Annotated in this window: 13 protein-coding genes; 6 read left to right on the forward strand and 7 right to left on the reverse strand. The window is 36.0% G+C overall.

Annotated features, from left to right (window positions below):
- Positions 1 to 99: 99 nt before the first annotated feature.
- Positions 100 to 855: a LuxR C-terminal-related transcriptional regulator gene (locus GON26_RS07045; RefSeq protein ID WP_160374036.1), complete on the reverse strand. Its 756-nt coding sequence runs from the start codon at positions 853 to 855 to the stop codon at positions 100 to 102.
- A gap of 167 nt (positions 856 to 1,022) precedes the next feature.
- Here GON26_RS07045 and GON26_RS07050 point away from each other — a divergent pair, with 167 nt between their 5' ends.
- The 6 genes from GON26_RS07050 (at position 1,023) to GON26_RS07075 (ending at position 7,990) form a co-directional block, all read left to right on the forward strand.
- Entirely contained in the window at positions 1,023 to 1,373 is a 351-nt protein-coding gene (locus tag GON26_RS07050) for a hypothetical protein (RefSeq protein WP_202110846.1), read from the forward strand.
- A gap of 260 nt (positions 1,374 to 1,633) precedes the next feature.
- On the forward strand, positions 1,634 to 2,329 hold the full coding sequence (locus tag GON26_RS07055; protein WP_160374037.1) for an ABC transporter ATP-binding protein: 696 nt from the start codon (positions 1,634 to 1,636) through the stop codon (positions 2,327 to 2,329).
- 22 nt (positions 2,330 to 2,351) lie between these two features.
- Positions 2,352 to 4,805, forward strand: a complete 2,454-nt coding sequence (locus GON26_RS07060) for a TonB-dependent siderophore receptor (RefSeq protein ID WP_160374038.1) — start codon at positions 2,352 to 2,354, stop codon at positions 4,803 to 4,805.
- A 9-nt stretch (positions 4,806 to 4,814) separates the two neighbouring features.
- Entirely contained in the window at positions 4,815 to 6,263 is a 1,449-nt protein-coding gene (locus GON26_RS07065) for an ABC transporter permease (RefSeq protein WP_160374039.1), read from the forward strand.
- Position 6,264: 1 nt separating this feature from the next.
- Entirely contained in the window at positions 6,265 to 7,614 is a 1,350-nt protein-coding gene (locus GON26_RS07070) for a DUF3526 domain-containing protein (RefSeq protein WP_160374040.1), read from the forward strand.
- Between the two features lie 199 nt (positions 7,615 to 7,813).
- Positions 7,814 to 7,990, forward strand: coding sequence for a histone H1 (locus GON26_RS07075; protein WP_160374041.1), 177 nt, complete (start codon positions 7,814 to 7,816; stop codon positions 7,988 to 7,990).
- 59 nt (positions 7,991 to 8,049) lie between these two features.
- On the opposite strand, the gene GON26_RS07080 is transcribed toward GON26_RS07075, so the two are convergent.
- From GON26_RS07080 to GON26_RS07105, 6 genes are all read right to left on the reverse strand, one after another.
- Complete coding sequence (locus tag GON26_RS07080) at positions 8,050 to 9,630, reverse strand: M61 family metallopeptidase (RefSeq protein WP_160374042.1); 1,581 nt, start codon at positions 9,628 to 9,630, stop codon at positions 8,050 to 8,052.
- A gap of 319 nt (positions 9,631 to 9,949) precedes the next feature.
- Positions 9,950 to 11,884 (reverse strand): family 43 glycosylhydrolase, encoded by a 1,935-nt coding sequence (locus tag GON26_RS07085; RefSeq protein WP_160374043.1) that lies wholly within the window; start codon positions 11,882 to 11,884, stop codon positions 9,950 to 9,952.
- Positions 11,884 to 13,254, reverse strand: a complete 1,371-nt coding sequence (locus tag GON26_RS07090) for a glycoside hydrolase family 27 protein (RefSeq protein ID WP_160374044.1) — start codon at positions 13,252 to 13,254, stop codon at positions 11,884 to 11,886. Before GON26_RS07090 ends, GON26_RS07085 begins: the two co-directional genes overlap by 1 nt.
- Positions 13,255 to 13,372: 118 nt before the next feature.
- Positions 13,373 to 15,793: a sugar-binding domain-containing protein gene (locus GON26_RS07095; RefSeq protein WP_160374045.1), complete on the reverse strand. Its 2,421-nt coding sequence runs from the start codon at positions 15,791 to 15,793 to the stop codon at positions 13,373 to 13,375.
- Positions 15,794 to 15,854: 61 nt separating this feature from the next.
- Positions 15,855 to 17,441, reverse strand: a complete 1,587-nt coding sequence (locus GON26_RS07100; protein ID WP_160374046.1) for a glycoside hydrolase — start codon at positions 17,439 to 17,441, stop codon at positions 15,855 to 15,857.
- A gap of 251 nt (positions 17,442 to 17,692) precedes the next feature.
- Complete coding sequence (locus tag GON26_RS07105; RefSeq protein ID WP_160374047.1) at positions 17,693 to 19,324, reverse strand: glycoside hydrolase; 1,632 nt, start codon at positions 19,322 to 19,324, stop codon at positions 17,693 to 17,695.

Consider the following 19,324-nt stretch of genomic DNA (forward strand, 5'->3'; position numbering starts at 1 on the left):
TTTCTTTTTATTTCCTTTTTTCAAAATCATAAAAAATCTATGTTTTCTATGTGTTTAAGTGAATTTTTATTCATTATACCCAACTGGTTAAAATTAAACCTAAATAATTCCCTGAAGAATACAGTTTTTTATAAGCTGTATGGTGTTTTTGGATTCGGATTTTGCCAGGATATTTTTTCGGTGTTTCTTTACTGTCAAGGGACTAATAAACAGTTTTTCTGAAATTTGATTGTTATTAAATCCATTAGCGATCAGTTTAATGATGTCTATTTCTCTTTTTGAAAATTCTTTTAAATACAGATTGGGATCATCCAGATTTAAATTCATAAAAGAAGGCTCTCCGTTGAGTCCGATAAAGGAAACTTTATACGTATTCGAGTTACTCAAATGATCTAATCGGGTATGAATATTCAATGATTTGCCTAATCCTCCATTATCATCCAACGAAAGCATTAAAGATTGATGATTAAATAAAACGTAATCACCATTTTCTATTCGAAATCTAAAACTATAACTTATTTTATAGTTTAATAGTTTCTCAAAGCCTATTTTATTATAAAAGAAATCTGTTGAAAAGGCTTCTGCTTTAGTTACAAAATCTACATCTTCAGGATGAATAGCGCCCAGAATATCATTAAAAGTAACTGACTCCACATTAAAACCATGAATATCTGTGATGGATTTACTAATGTGATGGAGCGACAAATCAAAAAAATCAATGATATAAAAATAAAACGGACCAGTACTTATTATCGAATTGGTAAGATTATCAAATGCTATTTGATTTGTATTCGTGTTTTTAATCGTTCTATTAGACTGCCATACATCATGAAGGCTTTGTATTTCAGGAAGCATAAAATTTTATAAAATAATTTTGGTGGCAAAATAACATAAAAAATTAAACAAATTTTAAATGATAAAAAAAAATAAGAGCATTGTGTGCTGCCTTAAATTAAGATTTCTATATTTGCAATTAAGTTGCATTAGTTTTTTATAAAAAAGACTATTCCTCTAAGTTAAGAATGAAAAAGAAAATTATCTTCCTTAATTTTTCAGTGTCTCTAATGGTATTGTTCGCAATGCTGTTTCAGACGGTCCATTCTTACGAGCATATTTACAAGCAAATTACTGAGAACCATTGCGATCACAGCAATAGTAAACTCAAAAATCAAATTACGCACAGTCATTCAGCAGAGAGTAATTGTGCTATTTGTCATTTTGCATTTAGCCCTTTTACCCCAACCGATTTTTATTCCTATTCTTTTACTAAAGTTATCCACGCAACTCCTTGCGTATTTTATTTTACAAAAGTAAAAACAGCTTTTTTTAAAGGAAGCCTTTTTGCACTTCGGGCACCTCCTGTTCTGGTTTAATTCTAAATTTTATTTTTTTTGAATGTTTGAAAGAACACTTATGCCTTGTTTTGAAGCATAAGTAATTGCTATTCGCATTGTTTTTCCATTCATCCAATTTAATTTTTAGAAAATACTTCATTTGGCAAGAGTACAATCTACTCTTTGCCGAACAATTCCTTTATTTAAATCATTACCATTAAAACCTGATTTTCAGTAGCTAAAGCTATTGCATTTCAGTATTAATCTATTTATAAAATTAATCCCAAATAATAAAAACTATGCTTACAGCTGAAAACCTGACAAAAAAATACGGCGATCAAATTGCACTTAATTCACTAAATCTAACGATTAAAAAAGGAGAAATATTTGCTCTTTTGGGTCAGAATGGAGCAGGAAAAACCACTACTATTAATCTCTTTTTAGGTTTTATACAACCTACAGCTGGAGTCTTAAAAATAAATGATATTTCAGTTACAGAAAATCCACAGGAAACAAAAAAACACATCGCTTATATCCCGGAAACAGTAATGCTATACCCGAATCTTACGGGAATTGAAAACTTAAAATTCTTCTCGTCACTAGCGGGTTTTAAATATTCTAAAGGCGAACTGACTTATTTTTTAAACAAAGCGGGTTTGCAAGTAGCAGCTCACGATCAAAATCTGGGCGGCTATTCTAAAGGAATGCGACAAAAAGTAGGCATTGCCATTGCGGTAGCCAAACAAGCCAAAGTATTATTATTAGACGAACCTACGAGCGGTTTAGACCCAAAAGCATCAAATGAATTTTCGCAAATCCTGAAAGAACTTTCGACTGATGGAACCGCAATTTTAATGGCAACGCATGATATTTTCAGAGCGCGGGAAGTGGCAACACATATCGGAATTATGAAACAGGGAAATCTGGTAACTATCATCGAAGCAGAAAAAATATCGGCAAACGAACTTGAAAATTTGTATTTACAAACTGTCTAAACGGAAATTACACCTTAAAAAAATGAAACATTTATATATTTATTTATTCCTTTTTTTGGGAATTTACGTTGGTAAAGCTCAGGAAATTAAAGGAAAAATATCCGATTCAGACACCAATGAACCTATAGCAGGTGCAAGCATCAAAATACTCAATTCTGACAAAGAAACGACTTCTTCTGCCGAAGGAAATTTTACTCTTGAAGGCGAAGGAATATTAGAAATCACGGCCATTGGTTACAAAACATTTCAGCTAAAATCCGGTTCAAAATTTCTGAATATCGAAATGAATTCTGATCGAAATGAATTGCAAACGGTTGAAATCATTGGACGTTCCTCTAAAAAGTACAACAGCGATTATTCGTTTTCGGCAACAAAAATTGCGGCACTCAACAAAGATATTCCGCAATCAATTTCGACTATTACAAAAGAATTAATAGCCGATAAAAACGCCTTTTATCTTGCCGATGCCGTAAAAATGGCGAGTGGCGTAATTCCTTCCAGTTATTACAACCAGTATTCTATTCGGGGCATTAGTCAAAATGAAGAAGGTCAGATCATCAACGGAATGCGTACGCGTCAGTATTATTTTTTGCAACCTCTTACTAATAATATAGAACGTGTTGAAGTCATCAAAGGGCCTTCGAGTGCTACTTTTTCTTCGGTAGATCCCGGCGGAAGCATCAATCTGGTGACGAAAAAACCTCTGGCAATTGAGCGAAAAGAAGTCAGTCTGAGTGTGGGTAGTTTTAGTACTTTTCGCGGTACTCTGGATTTTACAGGGCCTTTAAACGAATCTAAAACCTTATTATACCGAGTAAACGGAGCTTATCAGGAAGCAAAATCATTCCGTGATTTGGTGAGCAACAAGTCGTATTTGATTTCACCTTCTTTCAGTTATATTCCGAATGAAAAAACAGCTATCAATACCGAATTGATTTTGAGCGATATGACGGGAATTCTCGACCGTGGTCAGCCTATTTTTGGTGCTGTTGCCGGAGTTAACAATTTAAACAAAACGCCGATAAGCCTAAATCTGGGAGCTCCAAATGATTTTTTTAAGTCGAAAGAAATGATTCTGATGACGAATTTGGCTCATAAATTCTCTTCAAAAATTGGTTTCAATGCATCGTATATGAAGCAAACCTGGACCGAAGACCTTCAGGAACACCGCACGACTAATGCTTTTGCTGTTGACATGAACAATCAGCCTGTTGCGAGTCTTGCGATGATGCAATTTGTGCAGCGAGAGCAATATTGGAATGTAGATAATCTGAGTGCTTATTTTAATTTTGATTTCAAAACCGGAAAACTGCAGCATAAATTATTAACCGGCTACGATTTAAGCAGCTGGCACAAGACCAAAGGCGGCGGACAAAATGCAGCAAGAGGTTTTTTATTGAATGACGGAACGGTTGCCAGCACTTTTGTTCCAGCAAATGCGGCCAATTATCAAACGATTACCGTTGAAGGCGTGGTTTTACCAAAACCCAATGTGAATTATTTTAATCTAAATAATCCAACGTACACCATTCGAAACATCGAAGATTATACTTTGAATGTGAGAACGGCACTTCCATCGGCACTTACTACGACAAACGCTATTTATATACAGGATCAGATTCAGTGGGCAAAATTCACTTTTTTATTAGGACTAAGAAACGAATGGTTTGAGGACATTACCAACTATGAAACGAATAATGAATTAACAGTAAAAAAATCAGCATTACTTCCCCGTATTGGGATTACCTATGCGATCAACGACGCTCTTAATGTTTACACGACTTATTTAGAAGGGTATCAGCCTCAATCAAACACCGTTACTTTGATGCCTCAAACGGGTACTTTACCCGGCGGAAGTTTGTTCGATCCTTTAGAAAGTAATTTGAAAGAATTTGGCGCAAAAGCAACTTTATTCAACAATAAAATAAGTATAAATGCAGCCGTTTACGAAATCAATCAGCGTAATATTCTGATGAATGCCAACGACCCTGCCAATCCGGATTTACTGGTAACTAGAGGTGCTGAACGCAGTCGTGGATTCGAATTTGACATTGCGGGTTACATCACACCAAACTGGCAAATTAATACTTCATACAGTTATATTGATGCCGAAATTACCAATGATCGGGACGTTTCTTTAATTGGTACCAGAAAACAAAATACACCGAAAAACAGCGCCAATTTATGGACCCGCTACAATTTTGATTCGGCTTCTGCTTTAGGCGATTTCGGAATTGGGTTCGGGATGCAATACCAAAGCAGCAAAGTGCCCTGGTTCACCCGAGATTTTACCGTTCCGGATTTTACTGTTTTTGATGCGGCTTTGTTTTACAAACCCAACAAAAGCAATATGCAAATTGCTCTTAACGCCGGAAATCTACTGAACAAAACCTATTGGTTAGGCGCTCAAAACTACCTGCGTTTATTTCCCGGAGCACCAAGAAACGCAACCTTAACTGTAACTTATAAATTTTAAACTGCAGCCATGTCATTATACAACGAAATTTTAATAGCCAAACATTTTAGAAACTCCGTTTTTAAGAATAGCGCTGTCTTTATCATCACCCTTTTTATTGGTGTTTTACTATTGTACGCCACATTTTCGGGTTGGGAGAATTATAACAACCAAAATCAGACTAGCGAAAAATACCAGCACGAATCACGTGAAGACTGGCTGAATAATCCAGATAAAAACCCTCACCGAATGGCGCATTACGGGAATTTTGCCTTCAGAAAAAGTACTTCTTTAAGTGTTTTTGAATTCGGAATGGAACCTTTTTTCGGGAATGCCATATTTCTTGAAGCCCACAAACAAAATTCTGCCAATTTCTCCGAAGCTGGTTTTTCGAACAGTATGCTGCGCTTTGGCGAAATTAGCATTGCGATGGTTTTGCAAATATTATTACCTCTTTTAATATTCTTTCTTGGCTTTAATGCGGTCGCAGCCGAAAGAGAAAACGGAACTTTAAAACTGCTTTTAAGTCAGGGAATCAGTTGGAAAGAACTTTTGCTAGGAAAGTTTTTCGGAATTGCGAGCGTTACGATGCTGCTTTATATTCCGACTATAATCGTGCTTATTTTGGTATGGCTGTTCCTTCAGAATTTCACTATTTCGCTTGACGAAACCATCAAAATGATACTTTTTATTGGTTTTCATTTGATCTATTTACTATTCTTTTGCACTATAGCCGTTTTGATTTCAGCTTCAAGCAAAACTTCCAAAAAAGCATTAATTTCTTTAATTGGAATCTGGTTGATTTTTACCATTATTCTTCCAAGAGGTACACAGGCATTGGGCGCGTATATTTATGAAGCGCCTTCCAAAATACAATTCAATAGCGATATCGAAAAAGATATTCTGAAACAAGGCGACAGTCACAATCCAAATGACGTGTATTACAAGGCAATAAAAGATTCTTTGTTAAGGGTTTACAAAGTCGATTCGGTACAAAAATTACCTTTCAATTATTCAGGTTTTATCATGACCGAAGGCGAGAAAATCAGTTCGAAAATCTACAACAAACATCTCGAAACTTTGTTGCAGGTTTATGCAAAGCAAAATAGTTTTTCAAGAGCTACATCATTTGTCAATCCCTATATCGCAATGAAAAATCTATCGATGGCTTTATCGAATACGGATTATGATTCGTACATCGATTTTCAAAATCAGGCGGAAAAATACCGTTATGAGATGGCGCAAAAAATGAATGCTTTGCAGATAAAGTATATCAGTAACATAAAGCCAAAAGACACCGACAAACCTTTGATAATCAATAAAAATCATTGGGCAGAAGTAGGCGAATTTCATTATCAGCCAAAAGGAATTTTAGAGGTTTTAAAAAACGAAATTGTTTCGATTTTCTCGATTATTCTCTGGATTTTTCTACTCTTTTTATTAATCAGAATAGCGGCCAAAAACCTTAAAGCAATCTAATATGTTAGTACTATTATTTAAAAATTTCATCCGTTCGAAAGGAACCAAAATCGGCTTGCTTTTCCTTTTGATTATCGGTTTTATAAGCCTCTTAACCGGACAACAATTTCAGGAAAAACAAACCCAAAATATTCAGGAAGCAGCCGTTTATCAGAAAGAGCATATCGCTAAAAATGTCAAATTTCATCCTGATGAAATTGGACTTTTATTGTATTATGTCAAGTTTTCTTTAGTGAATAATACGCTTCCGATAAACAGTCTGGCAATTGGTCAGCGGGATGTAAATCCGTCAATACAAAGCGTTACGATTCGTGGATTAGAAGGTCAGAAATACGATTCAGAACTTAACAATCCGAACAATTTATTATTAGGAAATATAGATTTTAGTTTTGTTCTGATTTATCTTTTCCCCCTTTTGATCATTGCTTTTTCATACAATTTAGTTTCGGAAGAAAAAGAAAGCGGCACCTGGAAAATTGTAGCCACACAAAGCTCTAATACGTTTTTTTACATTCTGAAATTATTTTATATCCGAATCTTAAGTTTGATTACTCTTTTAACAATCGTACTTTTTATAGCGGTTTTATTTTTAGAAATTCCATTGGACAAATCATTTTGGGCATTTTATTCCATCGGAATTTTGTACATCTTATTTTGGTTTGCCGTTTGTTTTTTCATTGTTTCACTTCAAAAGAATTCGAACTTCAACGCCGTTATTTTATTGACGATTTGGCTTTTTCTTATTATCATTTTACCAGCAACCATTAATACGTATATCGTAAACAAATTCCCGGTTCCAGAAGCTTTAGAACTTACTGTGAAACAGCGAAATGCTTATCATGAAAAATGGGATATGGACAAACAAACCACTTTGGACAAATTTTATAATCATTATCCGCAATTCAAAAAATATCCTTTGCCTGACAAAGAATTTAGCTGGCTTTGGTATTACGCGATGCAGCAAATGGGTGATGATGAATCGGCTAAAGAATCGCAGGAACTGGCAGTAAAACTGAAACAAAGAAATAACGCCAGCCAAGCGATTGCGCAATTCATACCTACCTTACATGCTCAAATTCAGCTTAACGAAATCGCCAAATCAGATTTAGGGAATCAGCTATTGTTTCTGGATGAAACCAACAAGTTTCACGAAAAAATGCGTTTGTATTTTTATCCTAAAATCTTTGACAATGAAGCTGTAAGTAACGAAAACTGGTCGAAATTTAAAGTCGAAACTTTCAATGATACCACTGAGGTACACTTGATAAAATCTTTTTTACCGTTATTGATTTTCAACTTGTTATTTCTCTTTGTGGGATGTTGGAATTTCAGAAACAAAAACAGTTATTAATTACTATCTAAGAGACCAAATCCGTTTTGCACTTACAAAACCATAACTTATTACATATCAAACAATAAGCTAACAATTAACCCCTTGATCCAGCTATACCGGGTTATTATTATGTTAAACAAATAAAAAAAAAGTAAAATTTGAATCATTTATTGTTGCAAAATTTTATTTTTGTCGCCTAATTTAAATAAAACTTATCATGAAAGATTTAGTAGCAAAAATAAACGCCGAAATCGAAACTTTTAAAGCAGAAACAGAATCACTAATTGAGAAAGGTGTTAAAGCGGCTGGACCAAGAGCTCGTAAATCGACATTGGAAATTGAGAAACTTTTGAAAGAATTCAGAAAACTTTCTATCGAAGAATCTAAAAAATAATTCAGGTTTGAAACTAAAAATGCCCATTATTTAATGGGCATTTTTTTTATTTCTATTTTCTAAAACTCAAAGATTGACTTCCTTATCTCTAATTGCAGTTTTGTTGCATCAGGTAATGCTGTTATAGTAAAATCTTTTTCTATCACCTTGTTTTTAATATTACCAGGAGTTACAGGGCTCAAATCAATCTGAAGTCCTCCGTATTTTAAATATTTTTGATAATCTATCTCCTCTACTGTATTTACATACTTTTTTATTTCATCTAAAGGCTTTCCTGAATACTGTTCACAAACTGACCAAAACTCAGCTTCAGTAAATCCTCTCTGTTTTTTCATATAAAATTCGTTGTATAAAAAACGCATTACATCGTCTAATGATTTTTGATTGCTGGTATTGTTTCTAATCTCTAAATCTAATAAAAGGCCAATAGTTGGTCCTTTATCATAATAGGATATGATAGTTTGTTTTGCATTGCTTTCATGATTGAAGAAATTCAGCCATATATCAAAACTTGACTGAGCCAGTGACATGTGTTTGCTTCCTTCAGCATTTTCATAACTCCTAATCGAATTTGTGAGGTATTTAAGGGCATCCTTACCTGTGAGTAAACCCGCTTTCATCATGATTATATACTCATAATAAACGGTGAATCCTTCTGAAACCCATAACATTGTCGTGTAATTTTCTTTATTATAATCAAAAGGTCCTAATTCTATTGGGCGGATTGCTTTTACATTATAAAGATGAAAATATTCATGCGTAACAAAATTCAAAAAATTTGTATAGTCAATAGTAGAACTGGAATCAAAAGAGCCTTTGGTAAAAATAGCCTGCGAATTCCAATGTTCTAGCCCGCCTCCACCCGCTTCCATCATAATATAACTGTAATTATCGTATGGGATTTTTTGCATGATGGCAGTAGTGGCACTCATTATTTTTTTTAAATCTCCAACAAAACTTTCTTCATTTAGTCCTTTTGGGGTAGCAATACCTAATGAATATGATTTTCCTTCATGTGTAAAATCAATTGTTTTTTGGTTTCCAATATAGATAGGACTATCATAAAAAACATCAAAATTATTGGCAAAAAAAACATTCTCCTTTTCCCCAGCTCTTTTTAGACCTGTTGAAATTTTGCTCCATTTATCATATTTGTTAACCGTTAAGGTAACAGGATTGGCAATTGCATTTTCAAGGTGCATAAAAATAGTATTCGGCATCAAAAAAGCTTTCTCAGCATCAACATAAGACTCTGCAACAGATTTTTTATTGGCAAATACACGATACTTTACCGTGAATTTAGTTTTGTCTCCGTTTTCGATTACCCAGCAATTTTTGGTTTCCTTTTTCCATATTATTTTTTTTCCATTATGATCCAGAACTTCAAAATCAACAATATAACGAGGAGTGTCTAAAATTAAATAATATCCTGGTGTCCAGACCGGAAGCAATAACTTTGTTGTTTTCGAATGGAGATCTTCCAGATTTAAAGTTACTTCGAGATAATGAGATTCAGGATCAACAATGGATACGGAATAATTCATTTTTACTTCTTTATAACTTAATTTGGTTTCAGCATTCGACGTAAAAACGAATAGATAAATTGCTAAAAAGGAACAAAATTTCAGGGCTTTAATCATAATGTAATTTTTGTGGTATTTGCTAATAAAAACATCTTCCTATTTCTGTTTAAAATGAAATAAAAGTGTGTGATACAAAAATAAAAAAATATGTTATTAAACCTCTTGATTATATCTTAAAATACACAAAAAAAGACACCTATTTTATTCCAAATACTAAATAAAAACAACAGATAAGATGATTTCATAATAATTCTTCAAAGAAATACAGCCATATACCAAACCCGCAATAATTTAACTGAGGTTTAAAAAAACATTATCTAGTTTTTTTTAAAAGAAAAAAAAGTTGCTCCATAAAGAAGCAACTTTTTTACACCGATTATTTTTCGAGACGTATTCCCTCGTGTGTAGGAACGACTTGTTTGATGGTTCCGTCTGCATTGAATTCTAATTTATCGATACAAACTTCGCGATGAAAACCAGCAGAATCGCCCATTTTTATCCCTTCAGGAAAAGGGAATCTGTGATAAACAATAAACCACTCGTCTTTATTAGGAACTTTTACTACGGAATTGTGTCCGGTTGCATAAATGCCTTCCTCAGTATTTCCCTGGATTACAATGTTATTTTTGGGTATTTCAAGTGGGCCAAGAGGTGATTTTGATATTGCATACCTTACTTTATAATTTGGACTTCGGGTATCGTCTTCACTCCATAAAAAATAGTAAGTCCCATTTCGGTAAATCAGGTAGGTACCCTCCCTAAAAGTAGCATCTACCTTAATGACTTTAGTACTTCCAGCTTTAATTGAAATCATGTCTTTATTCAATTCGGCAACAGCCAGATAACCATTTCCCCAATACAAATAACTTTTCCCTGATTTTGGATCTGTAAAAACATCCGGATCAATTTCCTGACCGTCTTTTACACCTTCAGGTTTACTGCTCACCAAAGCTTTACCGCTGTCAGTAAAAGGGCCTTCGGGAGTATCAGCAGTGGCTACGCCTATTTTTTGGGCAGCAGTAAAATAATAAAAATACTGGTATTTACCTTTTATTTTTTTCTCCACAATACAGGGAGCCCACGCATTTCTATTAGCCCAGCTGACATCTTTTCTAAGATCCAGAATGATTCCTTCGTCTTTCCAGTCGGTTAAATTATCCGAAGAGAAAGTCTTGAAATAGTTTCCTGACCAACCGTCGAATCCATCACTCGTTGGATAGATATAATATTTACCTGTTTTGTTTGAATAGAGTATTTCCGGATCGGCATAATATCCTTCTAAAACCGGGTTATTATTTAATTTAGGCAATTTTTCAGGGGTTCCCCATTTTGCCGTAAGCCGTTTGAGTTCAGAACGTGTAATGGGTAAAACAGTTCCGTGACGCGGATTAAAATCCATTGAAATTTCATTGTCAATTACGGTAAAATGTTCCAAATCATCACTTTTTGTAAACTGATATTTTCCTTTGGTATAGACATCATACATCAGGATATAAGCATCCGACTGATTCAGTCTGAATACACTGGAACCTTCCACACCATCAGTAGTCTGCTGTAAATAATGATCGTTTTCTGTCCATTTCCCAGAAGTTAAATCAGCTGTAGTCGCTACTTTTATTCCTGCTTTTTCAGTTTCTGTTTTATAAAAAAGATGGTAGATTCCGTTCTTCTCAATAATATCGCCATCAATACAGGCTTTTCCTGATTGAGGTACGAAGAGTAATTTTGGTTCACTTTCTAAAGCCGTGAAATCTTTATTGGCGTAAGCATAATAAATTTTATCAGGACCATTACCATGCTGTAAGCTAAAATAAATCATATACTTACCCGCTTTGGCGTCGTAAATAGTTTGTGGAGCCCAAACTCTTTTAAGGTTTTCCTGTCCTGCAAAAGTATTCTGAATATTAACTACACTACTCTCCCAGTTAACCAAATCGGTACTTTTAAGCAATACCATTGCCCGGTTACTATCCCATCCTTTCGATGAAGTCATATCGGTAAGTGTCATGTAAAATGTTTTACCATCAATGCCACGCAAAATGTGCGGATCGCGAACTCCTCCGGTACTACTGATTTTCTTGCTATCGATTACAGCTTTATTCTGATTAAGGCTGTAATAGTGATAACCATCTGTACTTACGGCATATCGTACTGCTTCTTCCTCTACTGAATTACCTGTGAAATAAACAAATAAATAGGCCGTTAAATCTTTTTGAGCCAAAACCGGCGGTCCTTTCGTATCATTTTGCTGCGCTTGCAGTCCGGAAAAGAACAGCAGAAAAAATACAATACTAAAATAGTTTGATTTCATTATTTATTCCCTTTTAATTGATACAATACGGAACTGTGCGGTTTTAACGAGATGTTTATTTTGTTTTCTGTTAAAGTTACGTTCTCCTTTGTCCACATATTAGAAACAGACTTAGTGCTAGTAATTCCAAGGTCAGACAATGATACTGATATGTTTTCAGAGACAGCATCACTACTGTTGATTACAGCCAGATAGATACTTCCGTCTTTTGGATTTTTAGAAGTAACCGCAATATTTCCATCTTTATGAAAAAGTTCGGTAACAGAAGTACTTTCACTGTGCATTTTCAATACTTCTTTATTGGTTAATAACGACAATGTAAAGGCATCGTTGCTAGGCAAATCGCCTCCGAAAAACAACGGCGATTTAAAAATGCTGAAGAAAGTCATCAGTGTATATTGCTCGTCTTTAGTTAGACGTGTCATTCGGTCTTCGCCACGTTCTCCTCTGACAGAAATACGGCCCAACGGAATCATATCGCAATCCGGCCAGGTACCCGGAGCAATATACGGATACCATTTTTGGCTCACTTCCATCAAATGCGCAATATGTGGCCAGGTATCCCAAACATCATCTACCATACGCCACATATTAGCATGATTGCTTACATGCGCAGCTGCTTCAACAGGTGTTTCACCAGGAGAAGTACTAAGTACAATTTTACGCCCGCATTTGTCTATTGCTTTTCGGATCAGATTAATTTCTCCTTCGTGATACGGTCTTGACAGGTCATCAATTTTTATAAAATCGACTCCCCATTGTGCATACAATTCAAATAAGGAATCGTAATATTCCTGTGCTCCGGGCTTATCTGCCACAATCGTATAATTATCCTTTAGCCATTCACACTGTAATTGAGTTGAAAAAATCTGATCGGCCGTTATTCCGTTAGTCCCTTTTATGGGAAGTTTATCTTCAACCGCTTTTTTAGGAATTCCACGCATAATGTGAATCCCGAATTTTAATCCTTTATCGTGTATATAATCTGCTAAAGGCTTAAAACCCTGACCTTCTTTTGCTGATGGAAAGCGGTTGACAGCAGGAAGATATCTTCCGTACTGATCTATTACATAACGCGGATCTGTCTGATTGTATCCCCCGGCTTTATCATTTTCTACAAACCATCGGATATCTACAACTACATATTCCCAGCCAAATGATTTTAGTTCCTTAGCCATATAATCGGCATTGGCTTTTACCTCATGTTCTTCAACAGTTGGACCATAACAATCCCAGGAGTTCCAGCCCATTGGTGGTGTTTTTGCCCATTCTTTGAATTCGTTTTCTTTGAATGTTTTCGTTTTGGAAGCCGAACAGCTTACAAGAACTACAGCACTGATTGCCAGAATGATTTTGCTTTTTATTTTCATTACAACATAAATTAAAATCTATTATTTTACTTTTTTACACACAATTAACCTGCCTGTAAAACTAAAGACAGACAGGTTAAAAGTATATAAAACTTATTTTTATTTAAAGTGAAAAAAATTATTTCACAGTAACCTTTACTTCAACTGGTTTTAGCCATTGGCTTGTAAATTTTACCGTTATCGGCTGAGCCACATCCGTAGCCTGAACATACGCTACAATATGGCCGTGAAATACGCGCTGCACATTGTCTGTATAATCTGTCATGTCGCTGTTGTTACCTGCTTCAAGACCTAATAATACTCCTGGTCCGGTTACGGTACAAACTACTTCGTTATCCGAAAGCATCACTGGCAACCCTTTTTCATCGACTACCTGAACAACAATTTTGGCAACTCCTTTTTCTTTATCAATGGTGATGTTGGTATCATTCGAAACAAGTGCACTTGGCTGTTGAGATGAAATGATGGCATATTTGCTCACAATTTGATTCTCGTTATTCAGACCTACTGCTTCTAATTTTCCGGATGCAAAAGGAATATCCCAATAGATAATACCTGTTTTTTCATCGTACGGTTTGGCTTCACCCACTACTTTTCCGTCTAATTCTAAACGAGCTTTAGCCGCATTGGTATAAGCCACCACACGAATCATTTGTCCCGGATTGTAATTCCAGATAGACCAGGCGTCTTTAGACAATTCTTTTTTATCATTTGCCGGATAAGTTCCTGCGTAAATCATAGGTTTCTCAGACCATAGTGACTGACGGAAATAACCTCTCGGTTTAATAATACCCGCAAGATCAACTAATCCGGAATAAAATCCTCTTGAAGGCCAGCTTCCTGATTCGCCAAGATAGTCAATACCTGTCCAGAGAAATTGTCCAAAAATATGTTTGTTATTTTTTACAGCTAACCAAGGTTCCATATCATGAACATTTTCGCTGCCGTAAATTACCCTATTAGGATATTTTTCATGATCTGACTGGTATTTACTTTCCGTATAATTATATCCTGCAATATCCAAAGATCCCGGATATTCTGTTTCGTTAGACATTGCTACACCCGCTAAACCAGCAGTTGTAGGGCGTGATTTATCGTATTTTTTTACGGCAGCCACCAAACGTTTCGCAATAGCTCCCAGACGCATGGCATCCGGTGCCTCTTTTTTATAACCTCCGTAAGCCGCCTGTCCAAAACCTTCTTTTCCTTTATCCAATACAGGATGCGAGTAAGGATCGTTAGGATAATCTACCTCATTCCCGATACTCCATGCAAAAACAGAAAGATGATTTCGATCACGGCGTACAATATCCGAAAGGTCTTGCTCAGCCCAATCAGCAAAAATATCAAAAGAACCTTCAAATCCCGGAGTACCTACATTCCAACCTGTCAGCCATTTGCGTTTTGGGAATTCCCATTCGTCATACGCTTCGTTTAATACCAGCAAACCTAATTCATCACATAATTCATAAAAATCAGGAGCTTGCGGATTATGACTGGTACGGATTGCATTTACACCAATTTCCTTCAGTGTTTTTAGACGTGTTCTCCAAACATCACGAGGAACTGCAGATCCCAAAACACCAGCGTCATGATGCAAACAAACACCTTTCATTTTCATCCATTTGCCATTTAAAGCAAAACCATTATTAGCATCAAAAGTAAAATTCCTAAAACCAGTTTGCATACTAGAATGATCAATCACTTTTCCGTCTTTCAAAACAGTGGTTTTAAGCTGGTATAAATTAGGGTGTTCTAAATCCCATAAAGCAGGATTGCTGACATTTAGTTTTGTCGCTATGGTACTATTTTGATTGGCAGCTACTTCGACTTTATTAGAACTTTTGACTACTGTTTTTCCGTCTTTGGTAATAAGTTCATTTAGCACCGTAAGATTTGCTTTTGCGGCAGCGCCATTTTCAACGGTAACTTCCAGATTTAGAATTCCTTTATTTTTATTTACCTCCGGATACGCATAAACTCCCCATTGCGCAATATGAACCGGGTTCGAATAGACCAACCATACATTACGATAAATTCCTGATCCGGTGTACCAGCGGGAATCGGCGCTCTGACTGTGATCTACACGTACCGCAATAATGTTATCGGCTCCGTATTTTATAAAAGGCGTTGCATCATAAGCAAAAGAAATGTATCCATTAGGGCGTTTTCCTAAAGAATGCCCGTTAATAAATACTTCACTTCTGTTATAAACTCCTTCAAAATACAAATACACTTTTTCGCCACTTTTGCTTTGCGGAATATTTAATGATTTGCGATACCAGCCAATACCACCGGGCAAATAACCCGTACAGCTTGCCAGAGTTGGGCTTAACTGTCCTTTTACGCTCCAGTCATGCGGTACATTTACAGATTGCCAATCGCTGTCATTTAGCGTTACGCTTTGCGCATTTGGTGCATCCTGAAGTGTGAATTTCCAATTGTCATTGATTTTTTTGGAATCTCCAAACGATATCTGAGCTAAAGCAGAAAAGCAGGAGAAAATTAAAACGGGTAATAAGATTTTTTTTGTAACCACTATATATAATTTTAAATATTCTTTTGATTTTGAATGTTTTATTCTTTTTAAAAAAGGGTTTTTAGTATTGTAATTCCCCCACAAAAGTTACCACTGAGCGAGCAGGAATTTCAAGGTTATCGATTTTCTGAATATTGCCTCTTTTTAGATTGGTAGCTTCGGCGGTGATGTACGGCGTCATTTCATTATTTTTAACGATTCCTTTGCTGAGTTCCAATTTGTATTTCTGTGCTGCTTTTCCACAATTTACTGCTACCACAATTAGTTTTTTATTGGCAACATCTTTATAAGCGGTCAGCATTACATCATTGGCTGCAGCCAAATCATCCTGATTGGGAACATCAACTCTTAACATGCCTGGTCTTACGAACAGCGAATAATTTCCTAAAGCCCAAAGTGTTTTTGAATCCCTAAATTCACCATCATTCCTAACGTAATCAGGGGTTGTTCCTCCATTGCTTTTTCCGTCATCGAGATAAATCAAACCGTCTTTATAATCCACACGGGTAATAGACGTCCACCATTGCCACGAAGCTGCATTAGCCACAGCAATATCGTTATGAATCAGGCGCGCTACATACAATGCTGTTTGCATTCCTAAATCTCTTCCGCCTCCTGCTCCTCCCGGAATTTCAGCTTCACCGGGGTTTTCCAGTATGCAATATTCAGATTGCCAATACGTCAGTCCCGGACGTTGTTTTACATTTGCTGCAATCAGTTTTCGGCTTAAAACCTGTCTGTCCACGGGCCATGTTGTAAAATAACTGTGCCCCAGAATGGTATTTTTTACATTGGGTAACTTTGAAATATTGGTTTTTGCATTGCCAAAGAAATATTCAATCTGATTGTCTCGATTTTCACCATTTACATTTTCATACAAATAGTTAATTTGTCCCGCCTCGGCAATCACAATTTCGGTGCTCATCTTTTTTGCTTTGAGTTTACCCGAAAGTGCTTTTGTTAAATCGTAAATTTCCTGATTGGTTGCCGGCGTTCCTTCCTGACTGTTAAAACCTTCTTTGTTCGCCATCCATTCCCATTGCGGTTCATTTATCGGACTCACATAATCAAACTTAATTCCTTCGTTCTTTTCCAATCCCTGAATACTTTGTACTAAAAAATCAGCAAATTTTGGAACAGCACCTTCTTTTAAGTTCAGTTTGTTTTTTTCCGAAGCAAAAGACAATCCGTTTTTAGTCAAAAAAACCGGCGGACTGTTAGTGAAAATCAAAAACTTTTCTACTCCCCTCTTTTTGGCAGCCTGCAAAAACCATCTTTGACCCTCCTGTTTCGAAAAATCATAGGTTCCGTCAGCATTCAAAAAACATTCAGATCTTCTCCATTCATCCGAAACCTTACTATTTTCGCCTTGTTCCATACTTCCTGCTCCAAGATTAAATCTCCATATCGAAAGTCCGATACCTTTTGGATTTCCCTGATTGTCTATTTCTTTACTAAAAAGCAAATCAGCAATTCCGTTCTTTTTTTGATCGGGCCAGTTTTTACCAACAAACTGACATCTCCAGGCATCTGAACCCCCAAAACCGTCCATCGTCTGCACGACATTATCAGTACTGATTACGGCAGTCCGTTGTCCGTAAAAGAAGGGTGTTGCAAGCAATAAAAGTGAGATGTATATTTTTTTCATTCTAATAATGTATTTGATTTCTAAAATAATTTGAAACCATTCATTTGTATTGATTCATTTGAATTGTTGAGCGTAATTGATTTTAACACATAGAAAGCATAGATTTTATGGTTTTGAAAAAAAGGAAATCATTACTTCACATCTTTTAATGCAAGTGAAACGCCTTTTTTGAGTTCAATAAGCTATGTTTCTATGTGTTAAATCGTTTTTTAATGAATGTGTCTCAACGTGTCAATTTGTTTTAATTACTATTAATAATTTCCAACAAAAGTCACAACCGATCGTGGTGCAATCACCATATTATCCGCTTTCACGGCAGCTCCTTTTTTCAGACTTAAAGTTTCAGAAGTCGTATAAGGCGTAAATTGATTGTTCGAAAGTGTTCCTCCTGAAAGATTCAATTGGTAAGTTCTGGCAGATTTGCTGTAATTAACCGCTACAATCACCAGTTTTTTAGTCGCTATATCTTTGTAAGCTGTTAACATCACATCAGTTGTAGAAGTGGCGTTGTCGATACTTGGTATCTGAACTCTTACCATTCCCGGTTTTACAAAGAAGGAGAAGTTTCCTAAAGCCCAAAGTGTTTTGGCATCACGTACAAATCCATCATTTTTACAATAATTTGCATCACCAGCTCCATTGCTGGATCCATCATCCACGTGGAGTAAACCATCTTTATAATCGCCACGGCTAATGGCTGTCCACCACTGCCACGATGTAACGCCTCCAATACTAATATCGGTACTAATAATACGGGCCACCCAAAGAGCGGTCTGCATCCCTAAGTCTCTTCCGGGTCCTGCTCCTCCAGGTAACTCACTGGTACCCGGGCTTTCTAAAATACAATATTCCGAAGACCAAAGACTAAGTCCCGGTACTGATTGTGTTCTGGTTGCTGCAGTTTGTCTTGAGTAAACCATTTCGCTTAATGGCCAAGCCTGCCAGTAACTGTGTGCCGAAATTGTTTTTTTGACATTGCTTAATCCTGAAATATTTTTAGCCGAATTCACTCCAAAAAAATAATCGATCTGGTTGGATCTGTTCTCTTTACCTGAAACTGTTTTATACAAGGGTTCGTAAGCTCCCGCTTCGCCCACAACAATCTGAGAACTAATCCCTTTTGTTTGTAATTTTGGAGACAAAACATTTACGAAACTGTAAATATTAGCATTCGTAGCCGGTGAACCTTCCTGTCCTGAACCATCCCATTCGTATTGTGGCTCATTAAAAGGACTGATGTAATCAATTGTTAAACCGTGTTCTGTTTTTAATTTATCAATAGCATTCACCCAAAAATCAGCGAGTTCAGGCATTTTACCATCTTTCAGATTATAAAATTCTTTGATGGTTGCATGTGCTTTACCATTTCCGGTTAAGTAAACAGGAGCACTATTGGCAAAAGCCAGTAACTTTTCGACACCACGTTCTTTTGCCGCTTTCATAAACCATACCTGTCCGGCTTGTTTATTCATGTTGTAAATTACACCATCAGTAGTAAAACATTCGGTACGTCTCCATTCATCTGTAATATCACTTGCTTCTCCCTGTTCTGCACTTCCTGAACCCAGATTGAAACGCCATAATGATAATCCGATACCTTTTGGATTTCCTTCATTATCCAATTCTTTACTGAATAATAAATCGGCTATATGATTACGCTTTTCAGCCGGCCAGTTTTTTCCAATAAAATTACATTGCCAGGCATCCGATGCTCCGAAACTTTCCATTGTCTGAAGATTCATATCCAGATTTACAGTTAAATCTCTTGTTGTAGAAGATGGTGTTCCTGAATCATTATTGTCATCAGACTGACAGCTTGTGAAGTTGATGAAAAGTAAGCCTGCCAATAGCAGACCTACTTTGTTTGTGTTCCTAAATTTCAT

This window comes from Flavobacterium hydrocarbonoxydans, from assembly GCF_009789235.1.
Lineage (GTDB): Bacteria > Bacteroidota > Bacteroidia > Flavobacteriales > Flavobacteriaceae > Flavobacterium > Flavobacterium hydrocarbonoxydans.

Excerpts from the sequence above, each read along its gene's own strand:
- GON26_RS07045 (WP_160374036.1), bottom strand. The coding sequence starts at position 855 with ATGCTTCCTGAAATACAAAGCCTTCATGATGTATGGCAGTCTAATAGA.
- GON26_RS07050 (WP_202110846.1), top strand. The coding sequence starts at position 1,023 with ATGAAAAAGAAAATTATCTTCCTTAATTTTTCAGTGTCTCTAATGGTA.
- GON26_RS07055 (WP_160374037.1), top strand. The coding sequence starts at position 1,634 with ATGCTTACAGCTGAAAACCTGACAAAAAAATACGGCGATCAAATTGCA.
- GON26_RS07060 (WP_160374038.1), top strand. The coding sequence starts at position 2,352 with ATGAAACATTTATATATTTATTTATTCCTTTTTTTGGGAATTTACGTT.
- GON26_RS07065 (WP_160374039.1), top strand. The coding sequence starts at position 4,815 with ATGTCATTATACAACGAAATTTTAATAGCCAAACATTTTAGAAACTCC.
- GON26_RS07070 (WP_160374040.1), top strand. The coding sequence starts at position 6,265 with ATGTTAGTACTATTATTTAAAAATTTCATCCGTTCGAAAGGAACCAAA.
- GON26_RS07075 (WP_160374041.1), top strand. The coding sequence starts at position 7,814 with ATGAAAGATTTAGTAGCAAAAATAAACGCCGAAATCGAAACTTTTAAA.
- GON26_RS07080 (WP_160374042.1), bottom strand. The coding sequence starts at position 9,630 with ATGATTAAAGCCCTGAAATTTTGTTCCTTTTTAGCAATTTATCTATTC.
- GON26_RS07085 (WP_160374043.1), bottom strand. The coding sequence starts at position 11,884 with ATGAAATCAAACTATTTTAGTATTGTATTTTTTCTGCTGTTCTTTTCC.
- GON26_RS07090 (WP_160374044.1), bottom strand. The coding sequence starts at position 13,254 with ATGAAAATAAAAAGCAAAATCATTCTGGCAATCAGTGCTGTAGTTCTT.
- GON26_RS07100 (WP_160374046.1), bottom strand. The coding sequence starts at position 17,441 with ATGAAAAAAATATACATCTCACTTTTATTGCTTGCAACACCCTTCTTT.
- GON26_RS07105 (WP_160374047.1), bottom strand. The coding sequence starts at position 19,324 with ATGAAATTTAGGAACACAAACAAAGTAGGTCTGCTATTGGCAGGCTTA.